The following is a 25,560-nucleotide window of genomic DNA, read 5'->3' as shown; positions in this document are numbered from 1 at the left end:
CCACAGTTGATTACTATTCGTTATGAAAAATAAAATTATAATTAGTGTCCTTTTAGTTAGTTCCTTTTTGTTTGCAATAAATTTAAAAAACAATGCTGTTGTTTCGTTATTAACTACTCATTTTTTTGAAGAACAATCAACTGAATCCCTTCCTGAAAAGGTAAAATTAGATCCCGCGTTCGTTACTCCGTCAAAAGTATTTGATGCAGATATTCAACTAGGAGTAATTGGTATTCAAGAGGAAAATGACTCGGATGATGCCTATGATAACGTATTTCATTTTAAAATTGATGCGGAACCTGCTGCAACTGAAAGTGCCTACTTAGAATACGAATTATATGGTTTTGATCAAGCAGCTTCTATCTCTAGAAGTGTAAATAATCAGCCTAGTATTGGAGGACAATTTTTATCACCTAATAAAAGTTGGAACCAACAATCAGAATTACTCTCTGAAAAATCATTAAGAAATGGGGATAATGTGGTTTTGTTTACCGCATCAGAAGGAGTGGCGAATTCGTATAAAATAAAAAATGTTCGAATTGTCTATAAATCGGTGGTTCCTTCAAATGAGCTAACACTTTTACAGTCAGAAACTAAGTTATACATCAAAGGAACTAATTTTCCGTCTCAAATTAAATCACTAACTATAGAGGGGATTGCAATAGATATGAGTGAACCAGAATTTGAATTGGTTTTAGATCGTAAAGAAGCTGAAAAATCTATACTGTTGACCAAAGAGACGACAACAGGAACAATAAGTAATCAAAATTTAGCGGTAAGTGATTTCAAAAAAGTGGATCGATTTGTTGCTGTAGAAAATGCAAAAGAACGTATTTTTAAAACTATTGATTTTCAAAAGGAAAGTAAAATGGTTTACAAAGATTTCTCGGCTATTTTCCCAATTGGTGCTTTAAAAAATAAAGTAACAGTTTCTGTAAGTGGTTTGCGAAAAATAGACATAGCCCCTCTAAATACGGCTATGGTCAATGTGACTAAAACGAATGCTGGTTTTCGATTGTTGCCACACGGAACTGTTTTTGAAAAAGCAGTTCATTTGTCTTTACCTTTTGATAAAAAAGCCATTCCAGAAGGATATACGGAAAAAGACATCAACGTTTTTTATTTTGATGAAAACAAAAGACTTTGGCAGGAAGTTCGAAAAGATTCTTTAGATATAAAAGGCGGAATGATCAGTGCAAAAACGACACACTTCACGGATTTTATTGCTGGAATTATAAAAATGCCCGAATCTCCAGAAACTTCTGGTTATACGCCAACGAGTATCAAGGATTTAAAAGCAGCAAGTCCATTAGTTGGAATTCAGTCTATTGCGCCACCTTCGGCAAACGGAAGAGGAACCGCAAGTACCGGTTTTGGAATCGCAATACCGAACGGAAGAGGCGGAATGCAACCTTCTTTTAATTTGCAATACGACAGTGATGGTGGACACAGCTGGGCAGGAATGGGTTGGGATGTTTCGGTTCCATCCGTTAATATAGAAACCCGTTGGGGTGCACCACGATATGATGCCAATCAGGAAACGGAATCGTACTCGATTGCTGGCGAGGCGCTGATCCCGAATACGCATCGTGCTGCATGGGTAACCAGAACAGCAGACAAACAATTTTATCCGCGTCGAGAAGGTGCTTTTCAAAAAATTATCCGCAAAGGATCTTCGCCTAAAGACTACTATTGGATTGTGAGAGATAAAAGTGGAGTCGCTAGTTATTATGGTGGAACGACTTCTGGCTTAGCCGACAACAGTATTTTACAAGATGCTTCTGGAAATATTGGACATTGGGCATTAGCAATGCAAGTGGATTTGAAAGGAAATACGGTACAGTACGAATACGAAAAAAAAGAAGGTGAACTCTATCTTAAAAAAGTCTACTATACCGGTTTTGGTTCCGAAAAAGGAAATTATAGCGTTTCCTTTGTCAAAAACAGCGATTTAGGTGAGCCCAACCGGCCAGATGTTCAAGTTTCTGCACGTTTGGGATTCAAACAATTGAACAACCAATTACTAAGAAAAATTGAAGTGCGTTACAAAGACCAAATGGTTCGCAGTTACGAATTGAATTATAAGGAAGGTGCATTCAAGAAAACCCTATTAAAATCAATTTCAGAATTTGATTCGGAATCGAAATTGTTTTATACCAACACATTGGATTATTTTGATGATGTGCGAGAAGCAGGTGTCTATAAACCTTTTGGAGAGGAACAGGTTTGGACAGTGCCTAACAATAACATAAAACAAGGTTTTACAGGTATAAAATTTTTTGAAAGTAACCACACATTAGTAGGGAGTACGATAGGTAATTCAAAGGGAATCAACTATAGAATAGGTGTTGGTCCTAGTAGTGCTGGCTATAAAAATAATACTATAGGAGCTCATGGAGGAAACAATTGGGGAGAATCTGAAACTTTCGTTGTCTTACAAGACTTAGATGGAGATGGCTATCCTGATAAGGTATTTTCAAAAGGTAACGTTGTTTATTATTGTAAAAACTTGATGGCTACAGTGCCTTTTAACTTTGATATTCCTAAGATTATAACGGGTATAAATGATTTAGGCGTTAGTAAAAGCAAATCTTTTAGTTGGGGTGTGGATGCGAGTATTGGTAATGGAGTGACTTCCGCTAATATTGGGTATGATGAACAGCGCTCAACCAATCGATCGATTAGTTATTTTATGGATTTTAATGGAGATGGATTAGTTGATTTTGTAGAGAATGGAAAAGTACAATACAATCGTATTGTGGATGGTGTCCCTACTTTTTTAACATCCAGTTTGGCTACTCCTGCACCGGTTTCAGGCATTGGAACATTAACGCTTACTGCTCCAGATCGAACAGTCGAATTAGATGAATTGTTGAAAAAAAATCCATTGAATGATGTAGTACGGGTATGGCAAGCTCCTGTAAATGGTACTATTGCTGTAAACCAAAGTTATCAATTACTAGAAGATACCTCCAAACAAAGACAAGACTACAAAACTAGAAATGGAATTGATAAGGCAGATGGGGTGCACCTTTATTTTCAGAAAAATAACGATCTTATTTGGGATGAAGTCATTTCAGGAACAGATTATACAATAAAAACAAGACCTGCACAAACACTAACCGTCACAAAAGGAGAACGTTTATATTTTAGAGTGAGTTCGATAAAGGATGGTAATTTTGATAAAGTATCCTGGGATCCAAAAATCGAATACATCAAAGTACGAGAGTATTATTATGAAAATAATAGTGTTAAAAACAGATTGAATGATGTGTTGACTACAGATAATGATGCTAATTTAGTTTCACTCAAAAATTTCCAAGCATCAGAAGATTTTTTTGTAAGTTCTTCCAATCCTATAGTGGTTCCTAAGTCAGGAATAATTAATTTCTCTGGTACTCTTAAAAAGCCATTTACATCGGACCATGTTACTTTAAAAATTGTAAAAAATGTAATGGGTTCCAATGTTGAAACAATATTGTACAAAAAAACATTTTTAGCCTCAGAAATTGTCAATTTTGATTTAACTTCTCTTTCTTTTAATATTCCTGAAGACAATGCTTTTATCAGAACGCAAGTTGAAACTTTAACTAATATTGATGTAAAAACTTTAGAGCTTAATGCTATAGTTACAATCCCTGCAATGCCAGGGACAAAACCAGAAGACAATATCAAAAAAGTAGATGTTTCACATTCTTTTTACTCTAAAATAGATGGAAATTATGTTATTAATGGAGAAAAACCAACAATTACAGGAAAACTAGTAATTAGTATAAATCCATTAGATTATCAGCTTATAGAACAACCTCTTGCCTCAGATTATAATGGGAAAATTATTATTTCTGCAAAACAAGCTAATAAATTAGTGGCAAGAAAAACGTTTGATGTGGTTGATGGTAAATTAGAGGAAACAACTTCAGTTTTTGACAACACCTATGTTTATCCTGAAACTCAACAAGATCAGCCTATAGATTTAGAGGTTTATGTAAGTAATACTAAACTTAATGAAATTATAAAATCTTATCCTAATGGCAAATTAAAAATTAATTATAAAATTGAAATACCAATAGAAGAAGCCCCTTATGTATTAAGATGGGTCGCAAGTACCGATAATTTTTCTATTTTTTCTGATTGGAATGAAACCGATGCAAATTTTGGTATTCAGTATAAAAATTGGGGTCGCTTTGCAATTAATGGAAATCTTGCGGGAAATCTGATTAACCAATCACAGCTGAAATTTAACAGTAACAATAACATTGACACGGATAATTTTCCAGACATTAATTCATTAGACCCAGATAGTATGCCGGAAGAATTTAATACTAACAATCAGTATTTTATTCCTATGGCTGCAAAGTATTCCGATACTTTTTTTTACGGTGGTGAAGAAAATATTTTCATTCAAAGGGAATTTATGGGAACAAGTCGATTGGGTGAAGACGATTTTGCAGAATATGCCGATTTTTCTTCACCTGTTACATCTATAACAGGAGGCGAAACAGAAGCTTTAGATATGATTACCGAAAGTAAAAGTCGCAGTATTGGAGGCGGCGGAGGTATTGGCGTTGGCTCAGGTGCAATCAGTGGAGGTTTGTCTGCTTCAAAAGGAGATTCCTACGTTGTTCAAACCATGAGTGATATGAATGGAGATCGATATCCCGATTATATTAGAGATGGAAAGGTTCAGTTTACAACTCCTATGGGAGGAAAAGAAAATAGATTACAAGATACGGGTAATTTTAGTCATTCAAAAACGACTAGTTTAGGCGGAAGTGCTTCGGGTAGCTATAGCCATGGAGGGACTCAAAGTTCGGCTAGTGTAGATATTAGCAAAACAGGTGTCAAATTCAATAGTGCGAAAACAAATGCTGGTTCCAATGCAGCAAAAGTAGGAGGTACGGTTAGTTTGGGTGGTAATATAGGTTTCTCAAACGATCATTCCACACATATTTATTCCGATATTAATGGTGATGGATTAGCGGATAAAATTCAAGATAACGAATCAGTAGCGCTGAATACGGGTTATGGTTTTCTTCCCTCTGAAACTTGGCCTAACATGAACGTTATTAACAAAGGAAAATCTCTTGATATAGCTGGTAATGCAGGATATAGTATTTATAATGGATCCTTTTCTGGAGGATTAAACTATTCGCACACCACTTCGGATAATTCTAATTCCTTTTTAGATATTAATTCGGACGGTTTGGCAGATAAAATTACTTACCACGACAATGCTGTGTTGGTCGAATTGAATATGGGTAATTCATTTGCACCAGCGATAACCTATCCTCGTTATGAGTCTATGACACGAAATACCTCATCAAGTTATGGCGGGAATGTAGGTTTTTCAATTCCAATTAATGTTTGGCTATTAAAAATTGTGCCTAGTTTTGGCGCTTCAATAGGAACTTCAACCTCTCGTACCGAAGCTACTTTCAACGACATCGATGGTGACGGTAACCTCGATTACATCCTTTCAACTGACGAAGACAACCTAACCGTCCGCCTTTCGAACATCAAAAGAACCAACAAGCTAAAAGGCGTTACCAACGCAGCGGGCAACAGTTACGTGGTGGATTACGAATTACTAAAACCAACTTATGAAAATCCAAATGGCAAATGGGTTTTGCAATCCGTGGATATTAATGATGGACATGTGGGTGATGGAATCGATCATTCGATAGCGAAATTTAGATATGAAGATGGCTATTACGATCGTCGTGAAAGAGAGTTTTATGGTTTCGGAAAAGTGATTCAAGAACAAATTGACGCTGCTGATAATTCGGTTTTTGCAACCACTACGCAGGAATTTTACAATCAGGATTATTTCAGAAAAAATTTATTAAAACGCAGTTATACGTTAGACAAAAACAATAAAATGCGTCAAGAATCGGAAAACGAATACAGCTTTATTGAGGTAGACACACAAGCAAGTGTTTCGTTGACTGATCTTAGTTCAGCGGTTTGTGATGCCAAACGTATTTTTGTGGGATTGATTCATACCAACCAAAAGATGTACGAGGGCGGAAGTGAGTATTTAGAAACCAACACTTTTAGTACCTACGATGCCAACGGAAATATCACGCAATACGACGATTTAGGAAACGGTACCACTACGGATAAAGTAACGGCAAAAATTACGTATCACGAAAGTGCAACCCCTTATTTTGGTGGAATTCCGAAACAATTGGAAGTATTTACTAAGGACGGATTGCGCCGCAAGAGAGCCACGACCATTAATACGACAACGGCTGAGGTTACTCAAATAAAAAACTACAGTGCGGCTGATAAAATTGCCATAACCGATATTGCTTATGATGCATACGGAAACCTTCAAAAAATAACCGGTCCAGCCAATTACAAAGACCAACGCATGACAATGAATTATGTGTACGATGGCGAAAATCATAGTTTTTTGACTGAAATAAAAGATGCTTTTGGATATCAGAATAAAATGGAATACGATTACCGCTTTGGCATTCCGCTAAAAACGACTGATCGAAACGATCAAAGTACTGAATATACGATTGATGCCGTAGGTCGTCCCAAAACTATTCGAGGTCCTTATGAAATTGCCAGTGGAAAACCGTATACGATTGCTTACGATTATTTTCCAACAGCAAAAGTTCCGTACGCAAAAACTAGAAATTACGATCCAGAGTTGGATAAAGATATCGAAACCTATACCTATACTGATGGATTGGGCAGAGCCTTGCAAGTAAAGAAAACAGCCAGTTTATTTACCGCCGCAGGAAGTCCAGATCAGGAAGCGCATATTGTTTCAGGAAAAGTTATTTATGACGGTTTAGGGCGCCCAACCACCAGTTATTATCCCACGACAACTACTACTATAGATGCTGCTTTTAGTACTGCATTATCTAGTGTAAATCCGACCAAAACCGAATACGATGAAGTGGGTCGTGCTATAAAAGTCACTTTGCCAGACGGAAGTAACAATACCACCACTTTCAAAATAGATACTTTTGAAGGAGTTTCTACCATGCTGACTACGCAAACCGATGCGTTGAATAAAACGGTGCAATCGCAAACGGATGTCAAAGGCAGCAATTTGGCGAGCATTCAGAATGATTTGGTGACTAAGTTTGATATTAATGCTTTAGGCGAAACCATTCAGGTCACGGATGCGATGGATCACATTACCAAAAGCACCTACGACTGGCTGGGCAGAAGAACCGAGTTTACACATCCCGATGCAGGAACTACGGCAATGGAATATGATTTGGCAGGAAACCTAACCAAACGTGTTACGCAGGATATTAAAAATACGGTCCCTAATGGTGGCGCTATACAATACGAGTATGATTACAACCGTTTAGAAAGCATTAAATATCCAAAGAATCCACAAAACAACGTACAATACAATTATGGTAAAGCCAACGGAACGGCACCGCGCCGAGGAAGACTGTGGTTTGTAAAAGACGCTAGTGGTGGACAAGAATTTTTCTACGGAAAATTAGGCGAAGTCGAAAAGGAAATTCGAACCTTGCGCATTACCCCAACCGATGTACAAACCTATATTTCGCAGTTCGAATACGACACTTGGAACCGAATTCAGAAAATGACCTATCCCGATGGCGAAGTAGTGGATTATACCTACAATCGAGCGGGTAATTTGCAAAGCATGCAAGGAAAAAAAGAAAGCCATACTTATGATTACATCAAGCAATTGGCGTATGATGAGTTTGAGCAACGCAAGTATTTGAAATACGGAAATGACACCGAAACTAATTATACCTACGATCCAACGATGCGCCGATTGCAACAACTGCAAGTGAAAAGTGGAGCGAGGCAAGTGATGAACAATTCGTATGGTTATGATTTAGTTGGAAATGTATTGAACATTAAAAATACCGCTCCGATTATCAATAATACATTGGGCGGAACCTCCAATCATGAATACCAATACGATGATTTTTACCGACTGAAAACTGCCAAAGCCCTTTACAACGGTGAGTTTACCGAAGCCAAGTATGAGTTGAACATGAGCTACAATAAAATGCACAACATTACTAATAAAAACTTGGTGCATACGGTGAACAATGAGCAAAAAGGCTATGTGTTGGATTATAACTACGATAATGAATTGCATCCGAATGCGCCCAATAAAATAGTAGAAGTAGGAAAAGCAGAGCCAAGAGTTTACGTTTATGACGGAAACGGAAACCCAACGAGCTATTCTGAAGAAAAGAGCTTTAGGAAAATGACTTGGGACGAAGAAAACCGACTCATGGGAATCAATGATAACGGACGAATTCATCAATATACGTACGATGCAGGAGGTGAAAGAGTTATAAAAAGCTCTGGAGATTCTCAAAATGTGGCCATCAACGGGCAAACGGCAGCAACTATTGTACACACCGATGATTATACAGGATATGTTTCTCCTTATTTTGTGATCAGCAAAGGGAAATTTACCAAGCATTATTTTGAAGGCGCAGGACGTATTGTGAGCAAATTAGGAAACGGTGCTTTTGCACAACCTTTGGGTATTACCGCTGGCGGAGTAAATTATACAAACCTGACGGCAGAGCAACAAAAAGCAATGGACGCTTATGTAAAGAGTTTAGGTTTGCCACCAGGACCACCTACACAACAGGGGATTTATGCCACACCCGAGTTTACCGGCAATCCGTATCCAAGTGAAGTGCTTAAACCCGCAGCAGAAAACCAAGCACCACCGGAAGGCTGGCCCAGAAATCCTATTTTTAATAAACCCGGCGATGTTCCAGGGCCACCAGTGCAATTTGGTCCACCCGTGGAACCAACAACGGTGAAACCTGGAGAAGGATTTACAGGAATTGGATTGCCTGAGAATGATATTTTTTACTTTCATCCCGATCATTTGGGAAGTACTTCGTATATTACAACCCGAAACGGAAGCATTAGTCAGCATGTCGAGTACATAGCCTTTGGAGAGGTTTTATTCGAGGAGCATTCTAGCTCGTTTTCTTCGCCTTATCTTTTCAACGGAAAGGAACTTGACAGAGAAACGAATTTGAGCTATTATGGGGCTAGGTATTTAGATATGAAGACTAGTCTTTGGCTCTCGGTCGATCCACTTGCAACTTACAACCCTGTATTTGAAAGTGAATTTTATTTTGATGGTCAGCATAATGGCGGTATTTATAATAGTGGTAACTTGAATCCATATATTTATTGTTATCAAAATCCTATTTCATATATAGATCCTAATGGAAAGCAAGTAGAATGGGGGAAATACTGGAATAAAACAAAACAATTTCTAGATGACAGTGGTGAAGTTATTAATAAAGTAGCAGAAAATTTAGCTCCAGTTCGTCCAATGAAGAAGGAAGAAGTTTCTGCCTTTGAATCAAGATATGGGAAAAATGATGGTAATCCTATTCACGATTTACAGAGATCTGCAACGGCACTAAGTGATGTACCAGGAGATATTTTAGAATCATTAGAGAGTTTGTCTTGGAAAGGATTTAAAGACAAATTTAATAATGCTTCTGTTAAAGAGAAGGCGGAGATGGCTCTTACTGCTGGTGTAATAATATTATCCCTAAAAAAAGGAAAAATAGATACCAAGGACATTGCAATGATGGGTAGTGCCGGAAAAAACTTCAAAATTTTAACCGCTAATCTTTTGAAAAAAGCAGGTATTGACGCCCATGAATTAAAATATGAATTTTTAGGGAAGAAAGCAAAAATATCTGAATACGATTTGTATAAGCACACTGATACAAATGAGGTGTTAATTCTAAAAAAAGGAGGCAAGGGAGAACCAATACATACAGGTGAATTTATAACGGAATAATTATATTATGGATTATCATACTAATATTAAAATTGTTTTTTCAATATTTGGAAGCGATTTTAACCCGATCGATTTTACAGAATCAATAAATATAAGTCCAACAAAGTTTTGGGTAGAAGGAGAATTAATTCCGAATAATAAAAAAAACAAAAAAAGGGAAGAATCATGTTGGGAGTATTCAATACAGTCTGAGACAATCTACTTTGAAGAAGTTTCCGAAATATTTTATAATATTTTTAATAATAAAATAGAAAACATAAATAATTACTTAACTGAAGTTAAAAATGTAACTGTAAAATTTGATATTGTTTTAGAGTTGGCAGAGGAACAGGGAGTGTCGCTGTTTTTTAATAGAAATTTTTTAAGTATGGTTAGTAAATTAGATTCTGAAATAGATGTTGATACTTATATTTTGAAAGATTAATATCTCATGATGTTTCTTATGATAAATTAAAGGCAGCTGGCGTTGAAGGTGCACTTTTAGATTTAAAAACTTTACAAGCTGACATAAAGCTATTATCAGATTCAAAAAAAGTATTGAAAAAGGCTGCTAATGGTGGAATTGATAAAACCACTGCTGCGCAAATGCCCCCCAGCTCTACGAAGAGTTCTTTAGATAAGTAAAATTGTCGTAAATGCTGTGCGAATCTCTCTGACTTCGCACCCACAAAGTTGAGCAAGTAAACAAAATAAAAAGCCAAGCGTGAATACTTGGTTTTTGTGTTTTATAATGTTGAGAAAAAACTGATCATTTGTGAAGTACTTCGTATATTACCACCCGAAACGGAAGCATAAGTCATCATGTCGAGTACATAGCCTTTAACTCTCTTTTTTATTGTTTTTTTGAATCGCTGAATCTCCTAAAATCGATTTGGGGAGATTTTATTTGAGGAGCATTCTAGTTCATTTTCTTCGCCATACTTGTTTAACGGAAAAGAACTCGACAGAGAAACGAATCTTAGCTATTATGGGGCTAGGTATTTAGATATGAAGACCAGTTTGTGGTTGAATGTGGATCCCAAAAAGGAGAAATATCCTAATATAGGATCTTATGCGTTTACTGCTAATAACCCTATTAACTTAATAGATCCAGACGGAAAAGATATAATAGTGCTTTCACATGGAAGAAGAGAAGCTACAAGTATGGATGGAGGAAAAACAAATGCGCATGCTCACTTAGTTGGACATATGGCAGTTTTAATTGGAAATGATAAAAGTGGTTGGAAATATTTATCTTATGATTATGATACGGGGTCTAATAAAGGTAGAGGAAAGAGTGGGAAAAATGATGTTTATACTGAGACCACATTTAAAAAATTAGCTGATTTTAAGAACTCTGAACACAATAGTTTTAAAGATCATTATGACGATTTAAAAGGGAAGGAAACTTCTCATAGAGATGATAAAGGTAATATAATTCAGAGATATCAAGATGCATATCAAATAACTACTGATGCGAAAACTGATGCATTGATGATTTCGGCAGGTAAAGAAACTTTTGACAAGCCATGGGCGCAAGTAAGTGAAGTTGGACAAGCTAATCAGTGCACAACCGTTGCGGAAAAAGCATTAAATGCTGGTAGCCTACAAAATGGAGAAATGACACCATATATAGAAATCGGAGGTTATGAATTAGGAGTGAAAAATTATTTACCTGCAGCTAAACAAATTGGGATTGAAAAAAGAAACTCAGGGAAAGATATAGACTCTAAAATTAAAAGAACAAGTAACTAAACAATACAATTAAATGCGTAATTTTTTTTTATATTTTTTCATTCTTTTCTTTTCTACATTATTTAATTATTTTAGTGATTTAGGATTCAAATTGAATTCAGAACTATTAATATTTTTATGGTTGTTTTTTTACGTGATTTTTCTTCCAATAAAATTAATGAGTTTTTTTTCTAAAAATGATGTAGTTGTTTTTTATTTTATAACTATAAAATTGATTTTTATTTTATTGTATATATTGAGTTTGTTCTTGTCAATTTTAACTTTTATAAATTTTAATAAATTAGAAATTTTAGGTGATGGAGCTACACAATATATAGTTAAAGTAATTATTATTACTTCCTTGTTGTCGTTAATATCGTCATTTGTTTTTCTTAGTAAAAAAGCTAAATGACTTTGATTTTATTTTTATATTAGTTTTTGCTAGCCCAAACGGAATAGGTCCAAAAGTAGATGTGGCCCCGAGCTGGCCCGAGCAGAAATAAGTTCAACGGCTAGCGCAATGTCCAGCTCTACGAAGAGTTCTTTAGAAAAGTAAATTTGTCGTGTGTGCTGTGCGAATGTATCTGACTTCGCACCCACAAAGTAGAGCAAGTAAACAAAATAAAAAACCAAGCGGAATTGCTTGGTTTTTATGTTTTATAATTTTGAGAAAAAACTGATCATTTAGGAAGTACTTCGTATATTACAATCCGAAACGGAAGCATAAGTCAGCATGTCGAGTACATAGCGTTTAACTCTAGTTTTTATTGTTTTTTTAGAATCGTTGAATCTCCTAAAATCGATTTGGAGCCATTTTGTTTGAGGAGCATAGTAGCTCGTTTTCGTCGCCATACTTGTTCAACGGGAAGGAACTCGATCGAGAAACGAATCTTAGCTATTATGGGGCTAGGTATTTGGATATGAAGACTTCGCTTTGGTTCAGTGTGGATCCGTTGGCGGAGAAAATGCAAAATATTGGAGTTTATGTCTATACTTTTAACAATCCTATTAATTTAATTGATCCTGATGGACAAGCACCAACTCCATATGAAGCTGCGCTAATGTCATCGCACGTTTACGACAGCAAAGTTAAATTATCAGGTGGTTGGAAAGTTTCTAATATTGCAAAAGGTATAAAATTATATAATGATGATTCAGGTTTTAAATCTGCTATTTATGAAAGAAAAGACGCAAATGGAAAAACAGAATATACTTATGCTACTGCTGGAACAGAAGAAAGTTGGAAAGATGTAGGTGCAGATGTAAAACAACCTTTGGGTCTATCGCAACAATATAAAGACTCAAAGAAGACGACAGAAGCTGTAAAAAAACGAATAGGAAATGCTGAAATCACCTTTACGGGGCATTCTTTAGGGGGTTCTTTAGCAGAATGGAATGCTGTAAGTACTGGAGGTAAAGCTATAACTTTTAATCAAGCGGGGTTAAGTGTTTTTACCAAAGGCAGATTTGGTTTAAATGGAGCAAAAGTAGATGTTTATATTACCGCAACAGATCCTCTTAATTTTTTGCAAGATATAATTACACCTCTGCCAGCAACTAGCGGTAAGAGACATTACTTAGCTCCGAAAAGTTGGAGTGCTATTCTTAACGGACATAGTATCAATAACAGCATTGAAAATTTACAAGGAACAAGAGGCTTTTTTGAAAAAACATGGGATATAATAAAAGAAGCTATAACTCCTCCAGCATCATTACGTTAACAAAAAATATAAAAAGATGAACTCTAAATATATAATTTTCGGTCTAGTTTTTCTTCTCCTCAGCTGTAATAGAGAAACTAAAGTAGATAAAACAAAGTTGCTAGGAAAAGATTACAGATTATTTCAAGATACTCCAGCTTGGGCGTTATCTAAAGCAGTAGAAGATGAAGACATTATTAAAATTAGAGAAGAAGTTGCAAAAAACAAATCAATTATTAATTTTCAAGAGTCTCGGTTTGGTGGAACTCTTTTAATGTTTGCTATATATAATAATCAATATAAAAGTTTAAAAACTCTACTTGAATTAGGTGCAAATCCGAACTTGAAAGACTTTAAATACGGTACAAATGCGGTAATTTATGCAGCAGGAAATGAAGATCCGGAATATTTAAAATTAGTATTAAAATATGGAGGAAATGCTAATTCATTAGAAACAGCACCAGGAAAAGAGGGTGATCAAGCAAGAAGTGCGGGTTTAAATAATGCAATATCCTATGTGGATCCCAATAGCCTTGTAAGGGTAAAGCTCTTGGTAAATGCCGGGGCAGATATTAATTATTCCAATAATGGTCCAGAAGTCTATACTAATTTACCTTTGTCTGATGCCATAGTTCATGATAATATGGACGCGTTATTATATTTATTAGAGAAAGGAGCAGATTACGATAAAATACTGTACAGGATGGCAGATGATCACAATGTTTATATTCTCGAGGGTTTACGTACAGTAGTTGTCGATTTGAGTTCAGACCAGTACAAAGCCAAAACCAAAGCTATTCAGTTTTTAAAAAAGAAAGGGCTAGATTATGATAAAGAACCAATTCCGGACTATATAATAGAGAAAGTAAAGAAAAAATATCCCAAAGATTGGAAAGATTATATTAAGAAATATTAAAGACAGCTCTACGAAGAGTTCTTTAGAAAAGTAAATTTGTCGTGTATGCTGTGCGAATGTCTCTGACTTCGCCCCCGGCTCTGCGAAGAGTATCCCAGCTCTACGAAGGGTTCTTAAAGTTGGCGACTGCTCCGCAAATGTCTCAGGACTTTGCGCTTTTTTAGAAAGTTGTTATAAGTCGTAAATTTGATAAAGTCTCCTGACTTTTACGAGAAAGGCTATAAGAGCAGTTTTGCTAGTGTTGTGAATTAAACATAAAAAAACCAAGCGTAATTGCTTGGTTTTTGTGTTTTATAATGTTGAGAAAAAACTGATCATTTGGGAAGTACTTCGTATATTACAACCCGAAACGGAAGCATTAGTCAGCATGTCGAGTACATAGCTTTTAACTCTCTTTTTTATTGTTTTTTTGGAATCGTTGAATCTCATAAAATCGATTTGGGGAGATTTTGTTCGAGGAGCATTCCAGCTCGTTTTCTTCGCCGTACTTGTTTAATGGAAAGGAATTAGATAGAGAAACGAATCTTAGCTATTATGGGGCGAGGTATTTGGATATGAAGACGAGTTTGTGGTTAAATGTGGATCCAATGGCGGAGAAGATGCCAAATTGGTCTCCATATAATTTTTGTATGGGGAATCCTTTGAGATTAGTAGATCCAGATGGTAGTGCTCCTCAAGATTGGATTAATTTTACTGGCAAAAATGGACAGCAACAAATCATATACGATTCCAGTGTAAAGACAAAAGCACAAGCAGAAGCAGCAGGATATACTGGTGTCAAACAAGTTTTTGAAGCAGGAACAGGAAGTTCTACAAAAACTGGCGAAGTAGTTAATTTTCAAAAGGATGGGAAATTTTCAGTAAATGGGGGAAATACAATGGATACTGTTGACGGAGGTTTTACAACTCAAGGAGGTAGCTATATAGGTAAAAACTCAAACACATTAGAACAATTGGCTCCTGTTTTGTCAAATACTGGAGATGCAGCTGTGGTTGTGGGATCAATTATGTGTCTTACAGGAGTTGGTGCTCCGATAGGTGCAGCATTAATAACTTATGGAGGTTATGCCTCAACCACAGGAACTGTAATGGATTTAACTAATGATGCTAATAATGGAACTTTGACTAAAGAAAAAGTTTTAACAAAGGCAGCAATGATGGCTATTCCAGAGGTTGGTGGTGCTGCCTTCAAATCGTTAGGTGCGCCAGCAGCTAAAAATCTCCTTAATTTAGAAACAATGGCAGTAGACAAATCTCTTGATGCAATGAGAGAAGCAAAAGCAGGACCTTATAAAGAAAACTAATATGAATGATTATATTTTTTTAATATGCTTAATAGTAATTTTGATTGCATATCTTATTTTTTTTAAAGAAAAACTAATAAAATGGGAAGAAAGAGACTCTGTTGAAAAATCTTTCTCCGTAAGACTTACAATAATTTTAGTCGCTGGAATCATTTTATGGATATTGAAAATCATAAATAATGTTTAAAAAATAACACAAAAATCTGACCGCCCCGCTCTGCGAAGAGTTCTTAAAAGTGTCAACTGCTGCGCAAATGTCTCAAGACTTTGCGCTTTTTAAAAAAGTTGTTATAAGTCGTAAATTTGATAAAGTCTCCTGACTTTTACGAGAAAGGCTATAAGAGCAGGTTTGCTAGTGTTGTGAATTAAACATAAAAAAACCAAGCGTGAATGCTTGGTTTTTGTGTTTTATATTGTTGAGAAAAAACTGATCATTTGGGAAGTACTTCGTATATTACCACACGAAACGGAAGCATAAGTCAGCATGTCGAGTACATTGCTTTTGGAGAGATTTTGTTTGAAGAACATAGCTCAAGTTTTTCTAGCCCGTATTTGTTTAATGGGAAGGAGTTGGACAGAGAGACGAATCTCTCTTATTACGGGGCTAGGTATTTGGATATGAAGACGAGTCTTTGGTTGAATGTGGATCCTTCAAAAGAAAAATATCCAAACATAGGTTCAAACGTTTTCTGTCTTAACAACCCTATAATTTATACAGATCCAGACGGAAGAGATCCTATAATAGGCATTATTGATGCAATAGCAAGTTTTGCTTTAGATGTGGGGATGGATTATTTTGGTGGAATGCTTATTGAAGGAAAATCATCTCAACAGTCTTATGATGATATAGGCTGGTGGTCAGCTGGTTTGAATGCAGCAGGAGCATATGCCGTTGCAACTGTTACACCTACAGGTACATCTACTCTTGCGAAAATTGCAAAATTTGCTAAATCAACCGAAGGGAAAATTGTAATTAGTGTAGTTAGTAAAATGACTACTAAAGCATTAGATAAATATAGTCAAGGCAAATATGATGATGCGAATCATGAATTTAGTTTTAGTAAAGTGAGTTTGCTCGACTTGTTCTGGGAATCTGCAATTGAAACTTTAGTAGAACAAGGATTTGGAAGTAAAGCTGATGAAGTTTTAGCTTCTTTAAAGAAAGAAAATAAAAAACTGTATAATAAATTAGAAAAACAGGCGAACAAAATTGCAGCAGGAGAATCAAAAAAAAGAGTCAGTAATTATGCCAAAAAAGTAGCAGAACAAAAGTTAAAAAGGAATGATGCTATTGAAACAGTACTAAAAACTAAGACGGGAGAGAAGGTCTTACATGGCTCTACATCTAAGAAGTTAAATAAAGAAACAAATCCAACCCAATGACAGAAAAAATATTCTCAAAAAAATGGATTTTTATATTAATGGCGATTTTACTAGTCTTATTTCTAAAGGAAGACAAGATAATATTAAATGTTCCGTTAATTTTAAATATATGTGTTTTTGTAATTTCCTTACTTATAATTTTGATTTTTCAGTATAAACATAATTCAGTCAAAAAGAAAAAGAAAAACAATAACACTATTATCAATATAGTAGGAGTTTTTATTTTGTCGTTTTTTATTTTTATCATATTAAAATTATCGATTAATTTCTGTATTATTAAAAGTTCTGAAAAAATGGTAAACGAAGAGATTAAATTACCTATCGATAATTTTATTTCAGGAAGAACAGATTTGATTTATTTTAATTTTAATGACAAAAGATATAGTTTGAGGTATAACAATACTGATAATCTAAGTAGAGAAGAAATAGTTAATAAACACATATTACATATCATATACAGTAAATCTTTTTTTGAAATATATGTTATTAAAAAATATAATATTGAATTCAAATGAAAAATGTAATAGTTTTTTTTATTTTAATGCTTGCTTTTGAGGTGAATTCGCAATCCTTTGAAGGTAAGTTAGAATATTTGGTGAGTACTGAAATTTTAGGAGATACATTAGTACAAAACATAAGCAAAAACAAATTGATTGAGAAATTGAAAAGTCAAGGTGAAATACCAATAGATACTTTAACTTATATTTATTCTGCAAAAGGAGATTTCGTTTCTATTTCAAAATATGGTAGTATTGATATTATTAGTAATTTCATAAAAAAGAATAATCTATTATATACTTTCATAGGAGATTTGAATATCGTATCAGCTATAGACGTTACAATAGATTTAGAAGAAAAATTAGGAAATCCCCCCAGTGTTAAAAAGATAAATGAGAAAGAAAAAATAGGTGACTTAGAATGTTATATTGTTGAAGTAAAATGGAAAACTGGGATTTATAGATACTATTTTTCTGATAGTATTTTAAAGATTGATCCAGAATTATTTAAAGATTATAATTATGATCAGTTTTATGCCTTTTTACGAATTTCTAATGCCTTACCTATAAAAATTGAAAAATTAACTAATAATTTTTTCAAATCTACTTACCTCTTACATTCTTATACCCCTCAAAAAATAGATAAAGTTATCTTTTCTATTCCAAAAATGAGAGAAGATCGTACAATGAGTAATATGTATATAAACAAGAAAATTTTTATTATTAAATAATTTTTAAAATTTTCCTACTGTCTCATAATGTATATAAATTCAAAGTAACTTGGGTTAGGTTTTAATTAAACCCGATCGCTTGGATTTGCAATCTGTGCCCGCAAAGTAGAGTAAGTAATAAATAGAAATAAGTATAAAAAAACCGAGCAAATTGCTCGGTTTTTGTGTTTTATAATGTTGCGAAAAAACTGATAATTTAGGAAGTACTTCGTATATTACAACACTAAACTGAAGCATAAGTCAGCATGTCGAGTAGATGGCCTTTAACTCTCTTTTTTATTGTTTTTTTGGAATCGTTGAATCTCCTAAAATCGATTTGGAGAGGTTTTATTTGACGAGCATTCTAGCTCGTTTTCGTCACCGTATTTGTTTAATGGGAAGGAACTGGATAGAGAAACGAACCTTAGCTATTATGGGGCTAGGTATTTGGATATGAAGACCTCACTTTGGTTGAATGTGGATCCGTTGGCAGAAAAAACTATTAATTATGGAGCGTATGTTTACACCTTTAATAATCCTATTCGTTTTATTGACCCTATAGGAATGAGTGCAGAACCGCCAACTGGGGTTGATGCAGAAGATGGCGCAGTTCATTCTGATAATAGTGGAACATGGAAATATGAAAAAGCTACGACCACTTGGAAAGGACAAGATGGTGCAAAAGATATCGGTAATACTATTGAATTAGATAATGTCAATATTAAAGGATACAAGAGTAATTATGTTTCTTCGGGAGATTACGGACCTTCATATGGATGTGAGAAAGATTTGCAATATAGTTTAATGCTTGTAGGTGCAATTGCTGGTCCAATATTAGCAGTTTAAGGAGGTATAGCTGCTGGCGGATCTTATCTCTATTCGGAAGCAGCAGCTAGCTTTATCTCAAATAACTTGGGGCTCTGCTGGAATTAATATGACATCTAATGCAACAACTCAATATTTAGCTAATGGAAGAAGTTTTGGGGATATAAATATAGTATCGACAGCTAGCTCACTAGTGCCTGGAATTGGCCCCGAAATTTTTGGAGAAACTATAGGGTGGACGCCAAATAATATTATGAAAGGTCAGGGATTTCAAACTCTAGGATCATTTAACAAATGTGCTGTTCAAGCAGGTTCTGCTGTTTTGAGTAATCGTTTTGCAAAAGCAAGTGATAATTATCTATCAGGTTCAGGTTTTGGAGAAGCGATGGTTAGGGAGTATTTTAAAGTAATAGTAGCAGTTGGAGCAAATTCAGCACCACAAGGAATTAAGTAGTTATGAAATTAAAAACAAAAGCAATATTAGTTTTAAGTCCCTTAATTTTTATTTTTGTGTTCGCTTATATACGAACTCACAAATTTGAAAAAGAGTTTAAAAACAACGGTAAAATAACAATTGGGAGAATTGATTCTATTTTCACACCACCTAAATGGGCATCAACCGTTTATTTATTTTATTATGTTGGTAATAAAAAACATACCTCTTTTGAAAGTGATACAAAATATAAAGCGACCAAAAGAGATATCGGTAAGTTTTATGAAATTAAATATTTACCAGATTCTCCAGAAATAATTAGAGTAGATTATTCAAAAAAAATTACAGACACTACTGCTATTTTAAAAGCGGGTTTTTCAAGAAAAGAAATAGGAAATTTAAAAGGGAATTGAACGATATAACCAGCTTGCTTGAATATGCTCAACGATAGGCAGATTTGCAATCCGTGCCCGCAAAGTAGAGCAAGAAAACAAAATAAAAAACCAAGCGTAATTGCTTGGTTTTTGTGTTTTATAATGTTGAGAAAAAACTGATCATTTGGGAAGTACTTCGTATATTACAACACGAAACGGAAGTATAAGTCAGCATGTCGAGTATATTGCCTTTAACTCTAGTTTTTATTGTTTTTTTGGAATCGTTGAATCTCCTAAAATCGATTTGGAGCCATTTTATTCGAGGAGCATTCTAGCTCGTTTTCTTCGCCTTATCTTTTCAACGGAAAAGAATTAGACCGAGAAACGAATCTTAGCTATTATGGGGCTAGGTATTTGGATATGAAGACTAGTTTGTGGTTTAATGTGGATCCGTTGGCGGTGAAAATGCTAAATTATTCTCCGTATAATTTCGTTAGAAATAATCCAATAAATAGAATTGATCCTGATGGGAGGACAGATTATAGGATTGATGGAGAAACTCAAAATATAAATGATGGACATACCGATTTGGTTATTAACGTAACACAAAAACAATTCGACAAGCTTCAAAATAAATTTAACAAGGGCGTGTCAGGTTATGAAAGTTATATGAATAAGGTATCTGTCCAAAATGGATATACAACATCAAACACAATAGCATATGGGAGTGGAAATAGATTAAACACTATTGAAATGACATCTCACAAGGCAGGTGGAAATTCATATCAGCAATGGACAGATTCAAAAGATGATTCAAATTTAACATCTGGCTCAGCAATTATTGGTTATGAAGGAGCTCTTTTAAGTAAAGCAGAACTATTAATAAGATCTGGTGCCAAAGGTGCTAATTTTTCTGAGTTGCGTAGCATTTCTAAAACCTTAAAGGGAGCTGGTAAATTAGGAAAAGGATTAGGAGTAGCTGGTATAGCGGTGTCTCTTTATGAGGATTATAATTCTGAAAAGGGTTTAACCTGGGGTACTGCTGCAAAAGTGGGTATTGGGGGTGTTTTACTTTTTGCATCTGCACCTGTTGGATTAGGAATAGCAGTTATAGATTTGGGAGTTGGGCTTGTGACAGGGACCACGGTTACAGATAGGGTTGCAAATTATGTGGATGAAAAAATTAAATAACATGAAAAATATTTTTAATTATACTTATTATAGAATTACAAAATTTTATTATAAAAAAGATGGTTCTGATGCAACTACAGCATTGCTAACAATTATACTAATTTTATCATTATTTGTGATTTCTATTGAATTTATTATTTCAGGGTATTTTGATATATACAGGAAAATTTCTACGTTAGAAATAATCTTGATTTTAATTTTAATGTTTGTTTTTTATCTTATTCTTAAAAAAAGATATAAGAATAAATATTCTTCTTTTAGAGAGAAATGGATTAAAGAAACTAATAATAATAAGAGATTAAATGGGTTTTTAGTCATTTTATTTATTTTATCTCCTCTAATGTTAATAGTAATAATTGCTTCTTTTTTTGGGAGGTTAAATTTATAAAAAAAAATGAATACCAGCTCTACGAAGAGTTCATTAGAAAAGTAAATTTGTCGTGTATGCTGTGCGAATGTCTCTGACTTCGCACCCACAAAGTTGAGCAAGTAATCAAAATAAAAAACCAAGCGGAATTGCTTGGTTTTTATGTTTTATATTGTTGAGAAAAAACTGATCATTTAGGAAGTACTTCGTATATTACAACCCGATACGGAAGCATAAGTCAGCATGTCGAGTACATAGGCTTTGGAGAGATTTTGTTTGAGGAGCATTCTAGCTCGTTTTCGTCGCCTTATCTTTTCAACGGAAAAGAACTCGACCGAGAAACGAATTTGAGCTATTATGGGGCTAGGTATTTAGATATGAAGACGAGTTTGTGGTTGAGTGTTGACCAATTGGCGGAGAAGTTTTATATGAACTCTCCATATATTTATGTTAGTCAAAATCCAATGAATTTGATTGATCCTACAGGGATGGGAGAAGAAGATCCTACTGATCCACCAAAACCCGGAACAGGAACAAGTACAGGTAATATGCAGGGGCATCTTGCAAATGGTGCTCCAAACGGGGTAGATTTACCAGCTGAACAATTAAATGAAGTTGTAGTTAATGGGAAAAGTAAAAAATCAGAATCTAGTATCAATAGTGCTGATGGTGTTACTCTTGCTACGGCAGTTACAGTAACAACACAAGAATTACAGTACAGTAAGCACTTTGAATCTTGGAAAGGAATAAATGGAAAAATGTATAGCGGACTTAAAGGATCAGGGCCAAACCAATTTACAGGAAGTCGTGGTCTAGCTATGAGTAAGTCAGCAAATATTGGATATTTTGGATTGTTTTTAGGCGGTGTTTCAGTAGGTCTAACGGAATATAATTATGCAAATTCTTTAAAAATTCCTTATGGACCTAACATGAGAGAATATCTTTCTAAGGTAAGAGCTCGAGACCAGATAGCAAACGCATCTGGATTTATGGGTGTTATAGGAGCTGCAGCAAGTTTTGGATATAATTTAGGTTATTTAATAGAACATACTTGTAATTGTAATATTCAGTATAACCCTATTACTAATGATTTTACACCAATTGAACAAACATATATGGAATACGATAGACTAGGTATAAACTTATTTAAAAATTAGAATGAATTATTTATATGTCTCATTATTTTATTTTTACACAAAAATTGTAAAAGTGGAAAAAAGCTATCCTCCAATTGTTGGTATATCTGCAGTTTTATCAATGCTCATAATATTAATATTAATGATATTAATTGAGTTATTAAATCTTCAAGAGCTTTATCAATATAGTAACGTTTATTTTATGTTGATTTATGTCTCAATTTATATTCTAGGATGGTTTTTATTTTATAAATGGTACTTTTCAAAAGAAGAAGAATTATTGAAAAAATTTAAAAAAAAATCAAATTTATTAAAATCAAGTATTTTGTTTTTTGGTTGGTTTTTTATTTTATTGTTAATTTATATTTGGTTCAAAAGATTTGAATTTTTTCGTTAAGAATTAAAAAACCCGATCGCTAGGATATGTCGACAACGCTAGATTTGCAATCTGTGATTACTATGGTTATCCAAATAATATTGAATGTTTTTTTTGCCAATATATTGAGAATTATTCAATTTATAAATTGGGATTTAGGTTTTTTCAAGGCATAGAAAGCCTCTGAATAAGATTAAAAAGGAAGGCTGAAACCTTCCTTTTTGTTTTGACTTATTCCCCCAGCTGGCGCGAGCAGAAATAATTTCAACGGCTAGCGCGATGCCTCTGGCTCGTGCCCACAAAGTTGAGCAAGTAAACAAAATAAAAAACCAAGCATAACTGTTTGATTTTTGTGTTTTATAAAGTTTCAGATAGTAATTTTGAAAAAAATAATGATCAATTCTCATAAAATAGTTCTTTATGAAACCGAATTCCCTAGCCCAGATAGAAGGGAAAATCCTTTTTTTAGTTTCGTTTTTTTAAACGAGACAAAAAAAGATTGGAATGATAGCTGAAAATAGCTCCTGAAAATAAAGTTTTACGGATGAAAATAGCTATAGGAAAATTACTTTTCAACTAGGAAACCAACTTATGAGAATCATTGAAAACGTAAGAATTCATTAATATACGTAAGATGTAGCTGGCGAAAGAGTCATATAAAGTTCTGGTTATTCGCAAAATATTGAAGCCAAAGGATATGGCCGCTTGGATATCTCTTCAGGGCTAATGTAGATTTGCAATCTGTATTGCAAAAGATTGTAATTAATAAATAATTATTTGTTTTTTTTAGAGTAATATTAAAAAGCGCAAAAAAAATATCGATAAAAAGAGGCTTTTCTTTTAATAATTCTATAATTAACTTCTTATAATAATATTTAAATTTAGATATGAATTGGCTGTATCTCATTAAAAGTTTATTCTGTTTTATTGCTGTCTTTGTACTCTATAAATACGATTTATGGTGGAGAAAAAATAAAGTAGAAAACAATAAAGAGGTCTTAAACGACTATGATAAAACGGTAAGACCTGTTAGGAATTTTGGATGAAAAATCATGCTCTTAATATTAGGAATACTATTGTTGGTGTTAAGTTTTAAAGAATAAAAATACGATGATAATTTTATAAAAAACAGATATAGTAGAACATTTTGATTTATTTTGGATGATTAAAAATAATACAAATCTTACTTTATTTGTTTTTTATAAGTAAATATTTACGAAAATTAAAGTATGTTTGCGCTTTTAAATTTAAAATAAACATCATGAAAAAAATTATTTTAACGGCCATCGCCGTATTTGCTTTTGCTACGGGTTATTCTCAAGAGGAAGGTAAATTTAGAGTAGGATTAGATTTTGGATATACAATTCCTTCAAATGGAGGAGGTGGAGTATTATTATCAATTGAGCCTAAATACAACTTAAAAGACAATATGAATGTCGGTTTAAGAATTGGAGCCGCTGCTATGGTGCGTGATTTAAATAGAAATGGGGAATCTACTAGTGCGAAAATTTCAGCAAATGGTTCTTATGTGGGTACATACGATTACTATTTTAATAATTCAGGAGGTTCTTTTGTATCTTATGTTGGTGGTGGTGTTGGTTATTATAGTATTGCAAATGTAGAATTTGATGATGTTAATTCCTCTACAGAAACTGTTGGCTTAGATGCTACAGGCAAATTTGGTGGTTTATTGAGAGGTGGTTTTGAATGGGGTAAATTTAGAATGGGACTTGAATATAATCTTGTTCCTAAATCTACTTTACAAGATGTGTCTGGTGCAGAAGTAGGAACTATTGCAAATAGTTATTTAGGTATCCATTTAGGCTTTTACCTTGGTGGAGGAAAATGGAATAAATAATTTTTATACAGGAACTAAATGGCGCAAATGTTTTAGACTTTGCGCTTTTTTTTGTTATTATATTATTTGGTCTCTTTACTATAAAGCCGTTTTTGAGGGAATGTTTATATAAAAGACGATTAATAGTATTGAACTTTTAAGTAAATTAAATGGATTATAAAGGGGAATTTAATTCAAAATTTTAAAATCAAAGGCTAGTTTTTTAGTTTGAATTAAAGTACGCCAGTCCACAAAAAATAAGCAGAATAACATTATAAACCCTAAAATAAAACTCACAATCGACTGCCATGAAAAAATATTATCAATAATACTTTGTTGATTGTCAACTGCAAATTTACCTAAATGAAGCGCTATAGAATCGCTAGTAAATTTACCAATCAAAAAGGGAATAATAATATAAATAGGTTTTATTTTAGAAATACCAGCACCCAAAAATAATGGTGTTGTAGGAAGAGGTAACAAAGAATAAGCAAGCACAACAACTACCCCTTTCCATTTATTTTCGTTCATCTTATCACCAAGGAACTTTATGTCTTCATTTTTTGAGGATTTTAAAAACTTGCTGGCTAATAATGGAGCATATAATAAAAGAATAAATCTACCTAAAACCGATCCTAAAACTCCAATAACAATAACAGCCCAAACGTTTAAATCAAATAAAATTTGAAGAAATACCATTATTGTAAATGCTGGTGCAAAAGGAAATGGGACAATGTCAAATAATAAAGAGCCAAAAAAAACTAATAGATAATGCCACCACATAGGTTTGGAGTTTAATTTTATCACTATGACCGATAAGCAAGGATTGCAAATTTGTAGTATCAAAGTAAGGAACCTCAAAACTACAACTAAATACGGTGTAAAGCTGAAATACTTTTTTGCTTACCTATTTATCTTTAAAGGAAGAGTTTAAGAGATGTGGGTGTAAAATGTGTTTCTAAATATTCGGATACTTATTCCTATTTATTAAAGTTT

Annotated in this window: 19 protein-coding genes; 18 read left to right on the top strand and 1 reads right to left on the bottom strand. The window is 33.9% G+C overall.

Annotation, left to right across the window (positions count from 1 at the left end; genetic code table 11):
• Nucleotides 1–22: 22 nt before the first annotated feature.
• The 18 genes from MW871_RS07925 (at nucleotide 23) to MW871_RS07840 (ending at nucleotide 24,585) form a co-directional block, all read left to right on the top strand.
• Nucleotides 23–9,802, top strand: coding sequence for a SpvB/TcaC N-terminal domain-containing protein (locus MW871_RS07925; RefSeq protein WP_248428181.1), 9,780 nt, complete (start codon nucleotides 23–25; stop codon nucleotides 9,800–9,802).
• Nucleotides 9,803–9,809: 7 nt separating this feature from the next.
• On the top strand, nucleotides 9,810–10,226 hold the full coding sequence (locus MW871_RS07920) for a DUF4279 domain-containing protein (RefSeq protein ID WP_248428180.1): 417 nt from the start codon (nucleotides 9,810–9,812) through the stop codon (nucleotides 10,224–10,226).
• Nucleotides 10,227–10,681: 455 nt separating this feature from the next.
• Nucleotides 10,682–11,536: an RHS repeat-associated core domain-containing protein gene (locus tag MW871_RS07915; protein WP_345799454.1), complete on the top strand. Its 855-nt coding sequence runs from the start codon at nucleotides 10,682–10,684 to the stop codon at nucleotides 11,534–11,536.
• A gap of 794 nt (nucleotides 11,537–12,330) precedes the next feature.
• The gene (locus tag MW871_RS07910) at nucleotides 12,331–13,236 is read left to right on the top strand and encodes an RHS repeat domain-containing protein (protein ID WP_248428178.1); all 906 of its coding nucleotides are present in this window, start codon (nucleotides 12,331–12,333) and stop codon (nucleotides 13,234–13,236) included.
• Nucleotides 13,237–13,252: 16 nt separating this feature from the next.
• Nucleotides 13,253–14,131 carry an ankyrin repeat domain-containing protein gene (locus tag MW871_RS07905; RefSeq protein WP_248428177.1) on the top strand — a complete coding sequence of 293 codons (879 nt, stop codon included), beginning with the start codon at nucleotides 13,253–13,255 and terminating at the stop codon, nucleotides 14,129–14,131.
• Between the two features lie 449 nt (nucleotides 14,132–14,580).
• Nucleotides 14,581–15,435: an RHS repeat domain-containing protein gene (locus MW871_RS07900; protein ID WP_248428176.1), complete on the top strand. Its 855-nt coding sequence runs from the start codon at nucleotides 14,581–14,583 to the stop codon at nucleotides 15,433–15,435.
• 435 nt (nucleotides 15,436–15,870) lie between these two features.
• Nucleotides 15,871–16,818, top strand: coding sequence for an RHS repeat domain-containing protein (locus tag MW871_RS07895; RefSeq protein WP_248428175.1), 948 nt, complete (start codon nucleotides 15,871–15,873; stop codon nucleotides 16,816–16,818).
• Entirely contained in the window at nucleotides 16,815–17,333 is a 519-nt protein-coding gene (locus tag MW871_RS07890; RefSeq protein ID WP_248428174.1) for a hypothetical protein, read from the top strand. The genes MW871_RS07895 and MW871_RS07890 overlap by 4 nt, the downstream gene beginning before the upstream one ends.
• Entirely contained in the window at nucleotides 17,330–18,046 is a 717-nt protein-coding gene (locus MW871_RS07885; protein WP_248428173.1) for a hypothetical protein, read from the top strand. Before MW871_RS07890 ends, MW871_RS07885 begins: the two co-directional genes overlap by 4 nt.
• A 366-nt stretch (nucleotides 18,047–18,412) precedes the next feature.
• A complete protein-coding gene (locus tag MW871_RS07880) occupies nucleotides 18,413–18,871 on the top strand; it encodes an RHS repeat-associated core domain-containing protein (RefSeq protein ID WP_248428172.1) in 459 nt (152 codons plus the stop codon).
• Between the two features lie 88 nt (nucleotides 18,872–18,959).
• Nucleotides 18,960–19,304 carry a hypothetical protein gene (locus tag MW871_RS07875; RefSeq protein ID WP_248428171.1) on the top strand — a complete coding sequence of 115 codons (345 nt, stop codon included), beginning with the start codon at nucleotides 18,960–18,962 and terminating at the stop codon, nucleotides 19,302–19,304.
• A gap of 2 nt (nucleotides 19,305–19,306) precedes the next feature.
• On the top strand, nucleotides 19,307–19,696 hold the full coding sequence (locus MW871_RS07870) for a hypothetical protein (RefSeq protein ID WP_248428170.1): 390 nt from the start codon (nucleotides 19,307–19,309) through the stop codon (nucleotides 19,694–19,696).
• Between the two features lie 273 nt (nucleotides 19,697–19,969).
• Entirely contained in the window at nucleotides 19,970–20,848 is an 879-nt protein-coding gene (locus MW871_RS07865) for an RHS repeat-associated core domain-containing protein (protein ID WP_248428287.1), read from the top strand.
• Between the two features lies 1 nt (nucleotide 20,849).
• Complete coding sequence (locus MW871_RS07860; RefSeq protein ID WP_248428169.1) at nucleotides 20,850–21,236, top strand: hypothetical protein; 387 nt, start codon at nucleotides 20,850–20,852, stop codon at nucleotides 21,234–21,236.
• A 251-nt stretch (nucleotides 21,237–21,487) separates the two neighbouring features.
• The gene (locus tag MW871_RS07855) at nucleotides 21,488–22,372 is read left to right on the top strand and encodes an RHS repeat domain-containing protein (protein WP_248428168.1); all 885 of its coding nucleotides are present in this window, start codon (nucleotides 21,488–21,490) and stop codon (nucleotides 22,370–22,372) included.
• A 52-nt stretch (nucleotides 22,373–22,424) separates the two neighbouring features.
• Nucleotides 22,425–22,748: a hypothetical protein gene (locus tag MW871_RS07850; protein ID WP_248428167.1), complete on the top strand. Its 324-nt coding sequence runs from the start codon at nucleotides 22,425–22,427 to the stop codon at nucleotides 22,746–22,748.
• Between the two features lie 866 nt (nucleotides 22,749–23,614).
• Nucleotides 23,615–23,773, top strand: a complete 159-nt coding sequence (locus tag MW871_RS07845) for a hypothetical protein (protein WP_248428166.1) — start codon at nucleotides 23,615–23,617, stop codon at nucleotides 23,771–23,773.
• Nucleotides 23,774–23,988: 215 nt separating this feature from the next.
• Nucleotides 23,989–24,585: a hypothetical protein gene (locus MW871_RS07840; protein ID WP_248428165.1), complete on the top strand. Its 597-nt coding sequence runs from the start codon at nucleotides 23,989–23,991 to the stop codon at nucleotides 24,583–24,585.
• Between the two features lie 168 nt (nucleotides 24,586–24,753).
• On the opposite strand, the gene MW871_RS07835 is transcribed toward MW871_RS07840, so the two are convergent.
• Complete coding sequence (locus MW871_RS07835) at nucleotides 24,754–25,347, bottom strand: hypothetical protein (RefSeq protein WP_248428164.1); 594 nt, start codon at nucleotides 25,345–25,347, stop codon at nucleotides 24,754–24,756.
• Nucleotides 25,348–25,560 lie beyond the last annotated feature (213 nt).

Source organism: Flavobacterium pygoscelis (assembly GCF_023162025.1).
GTDB lineage: Bacteria > Bacteroidota > Bacteroidia > Flavobacteriales > Flavobacteriaceae > Flavobacterium > Flavobacterium pygoscelis.
This window is presented reverse-complemented; position numbering and strand designations above follow the sequence as displayed.

Bases quoted from the DNA above. Each gene is read 5' to 3' on its own strand.
- MW871_RS07925 (WP_248428181.1), top strand. From the start codon at position 23: ATGAAAAATAAAATTATAATTAGTGTCCTTTTAGTTAGTTCCTTTTTG.
- MW871_RS07920 (WP_248428180.1), top strand. From the start codon at position 9,810: ATGGATTATCATACTAATATTAAAATTGTTTTTTCAATATTTGGAAGC.
- MW871_RS07905 (WP_248428177.1), top strand. From the start codon at position 13,253: ATGAACTCTAAATATATAATTTTCGGTCTAGTTTTTCTTCTCCTCAGC.
- MW871_RS07890 (WP_248428174.1), top strand. From the start codon at position 16,815: ATGACAGAAAAAATATTCTCAAAAAAATGGATTTTTATATTAATGGCG.
- MW871_RS07885 (WP_248428173.1), top strand. From the start codon at position 17,330: ATGAAAAATGTAATAGTTTTTTTTATTTTAATGCTTGCTTTTGAGGTG.
- MW871_RS07875 (WP_248428171.1), top strand. From the start codon at position 18,960: ATGACATCTAATGCAACAACTCAATATTTAGCTAATGGAAGAAGTTTT.
- MW871_RS07870 (WP_248428170.1), top strand. From the start codon at position 19,307: ATGAAATTAAAAACAAAAGCAATATTAGTTTTAAGTCCCTTAATTTTT.
- MW871_RS07860 (WP_248428169.1), top strand. From the start codon at position 20,850: ATGAAAAATATTTTTAATTATACTTATTATAGAATTACAAAATTTTAT.
- MW871_RS07845 (WP_248428166.1), top strand. From the start codon at position 23,615: ATGAATTGGCTGTATCTCATTAAAAGTTTATTCTGTTTTATTGCTGTC.
- MW871_RS07840 (WP_248428165.1), top strand. From the start codon at position 23,989: ATGAAAAAAATTATTTTAACGGCCATCGCCGTATTTGCTTTTGCTACG.
- MW871_RS07835 (WP_248428164.1), bottom strand. From the start codon at position 25,347: ATGTGGTGGCATTATCTATTAGTTTTTTTTGGCTCTTTATTATTTGAC.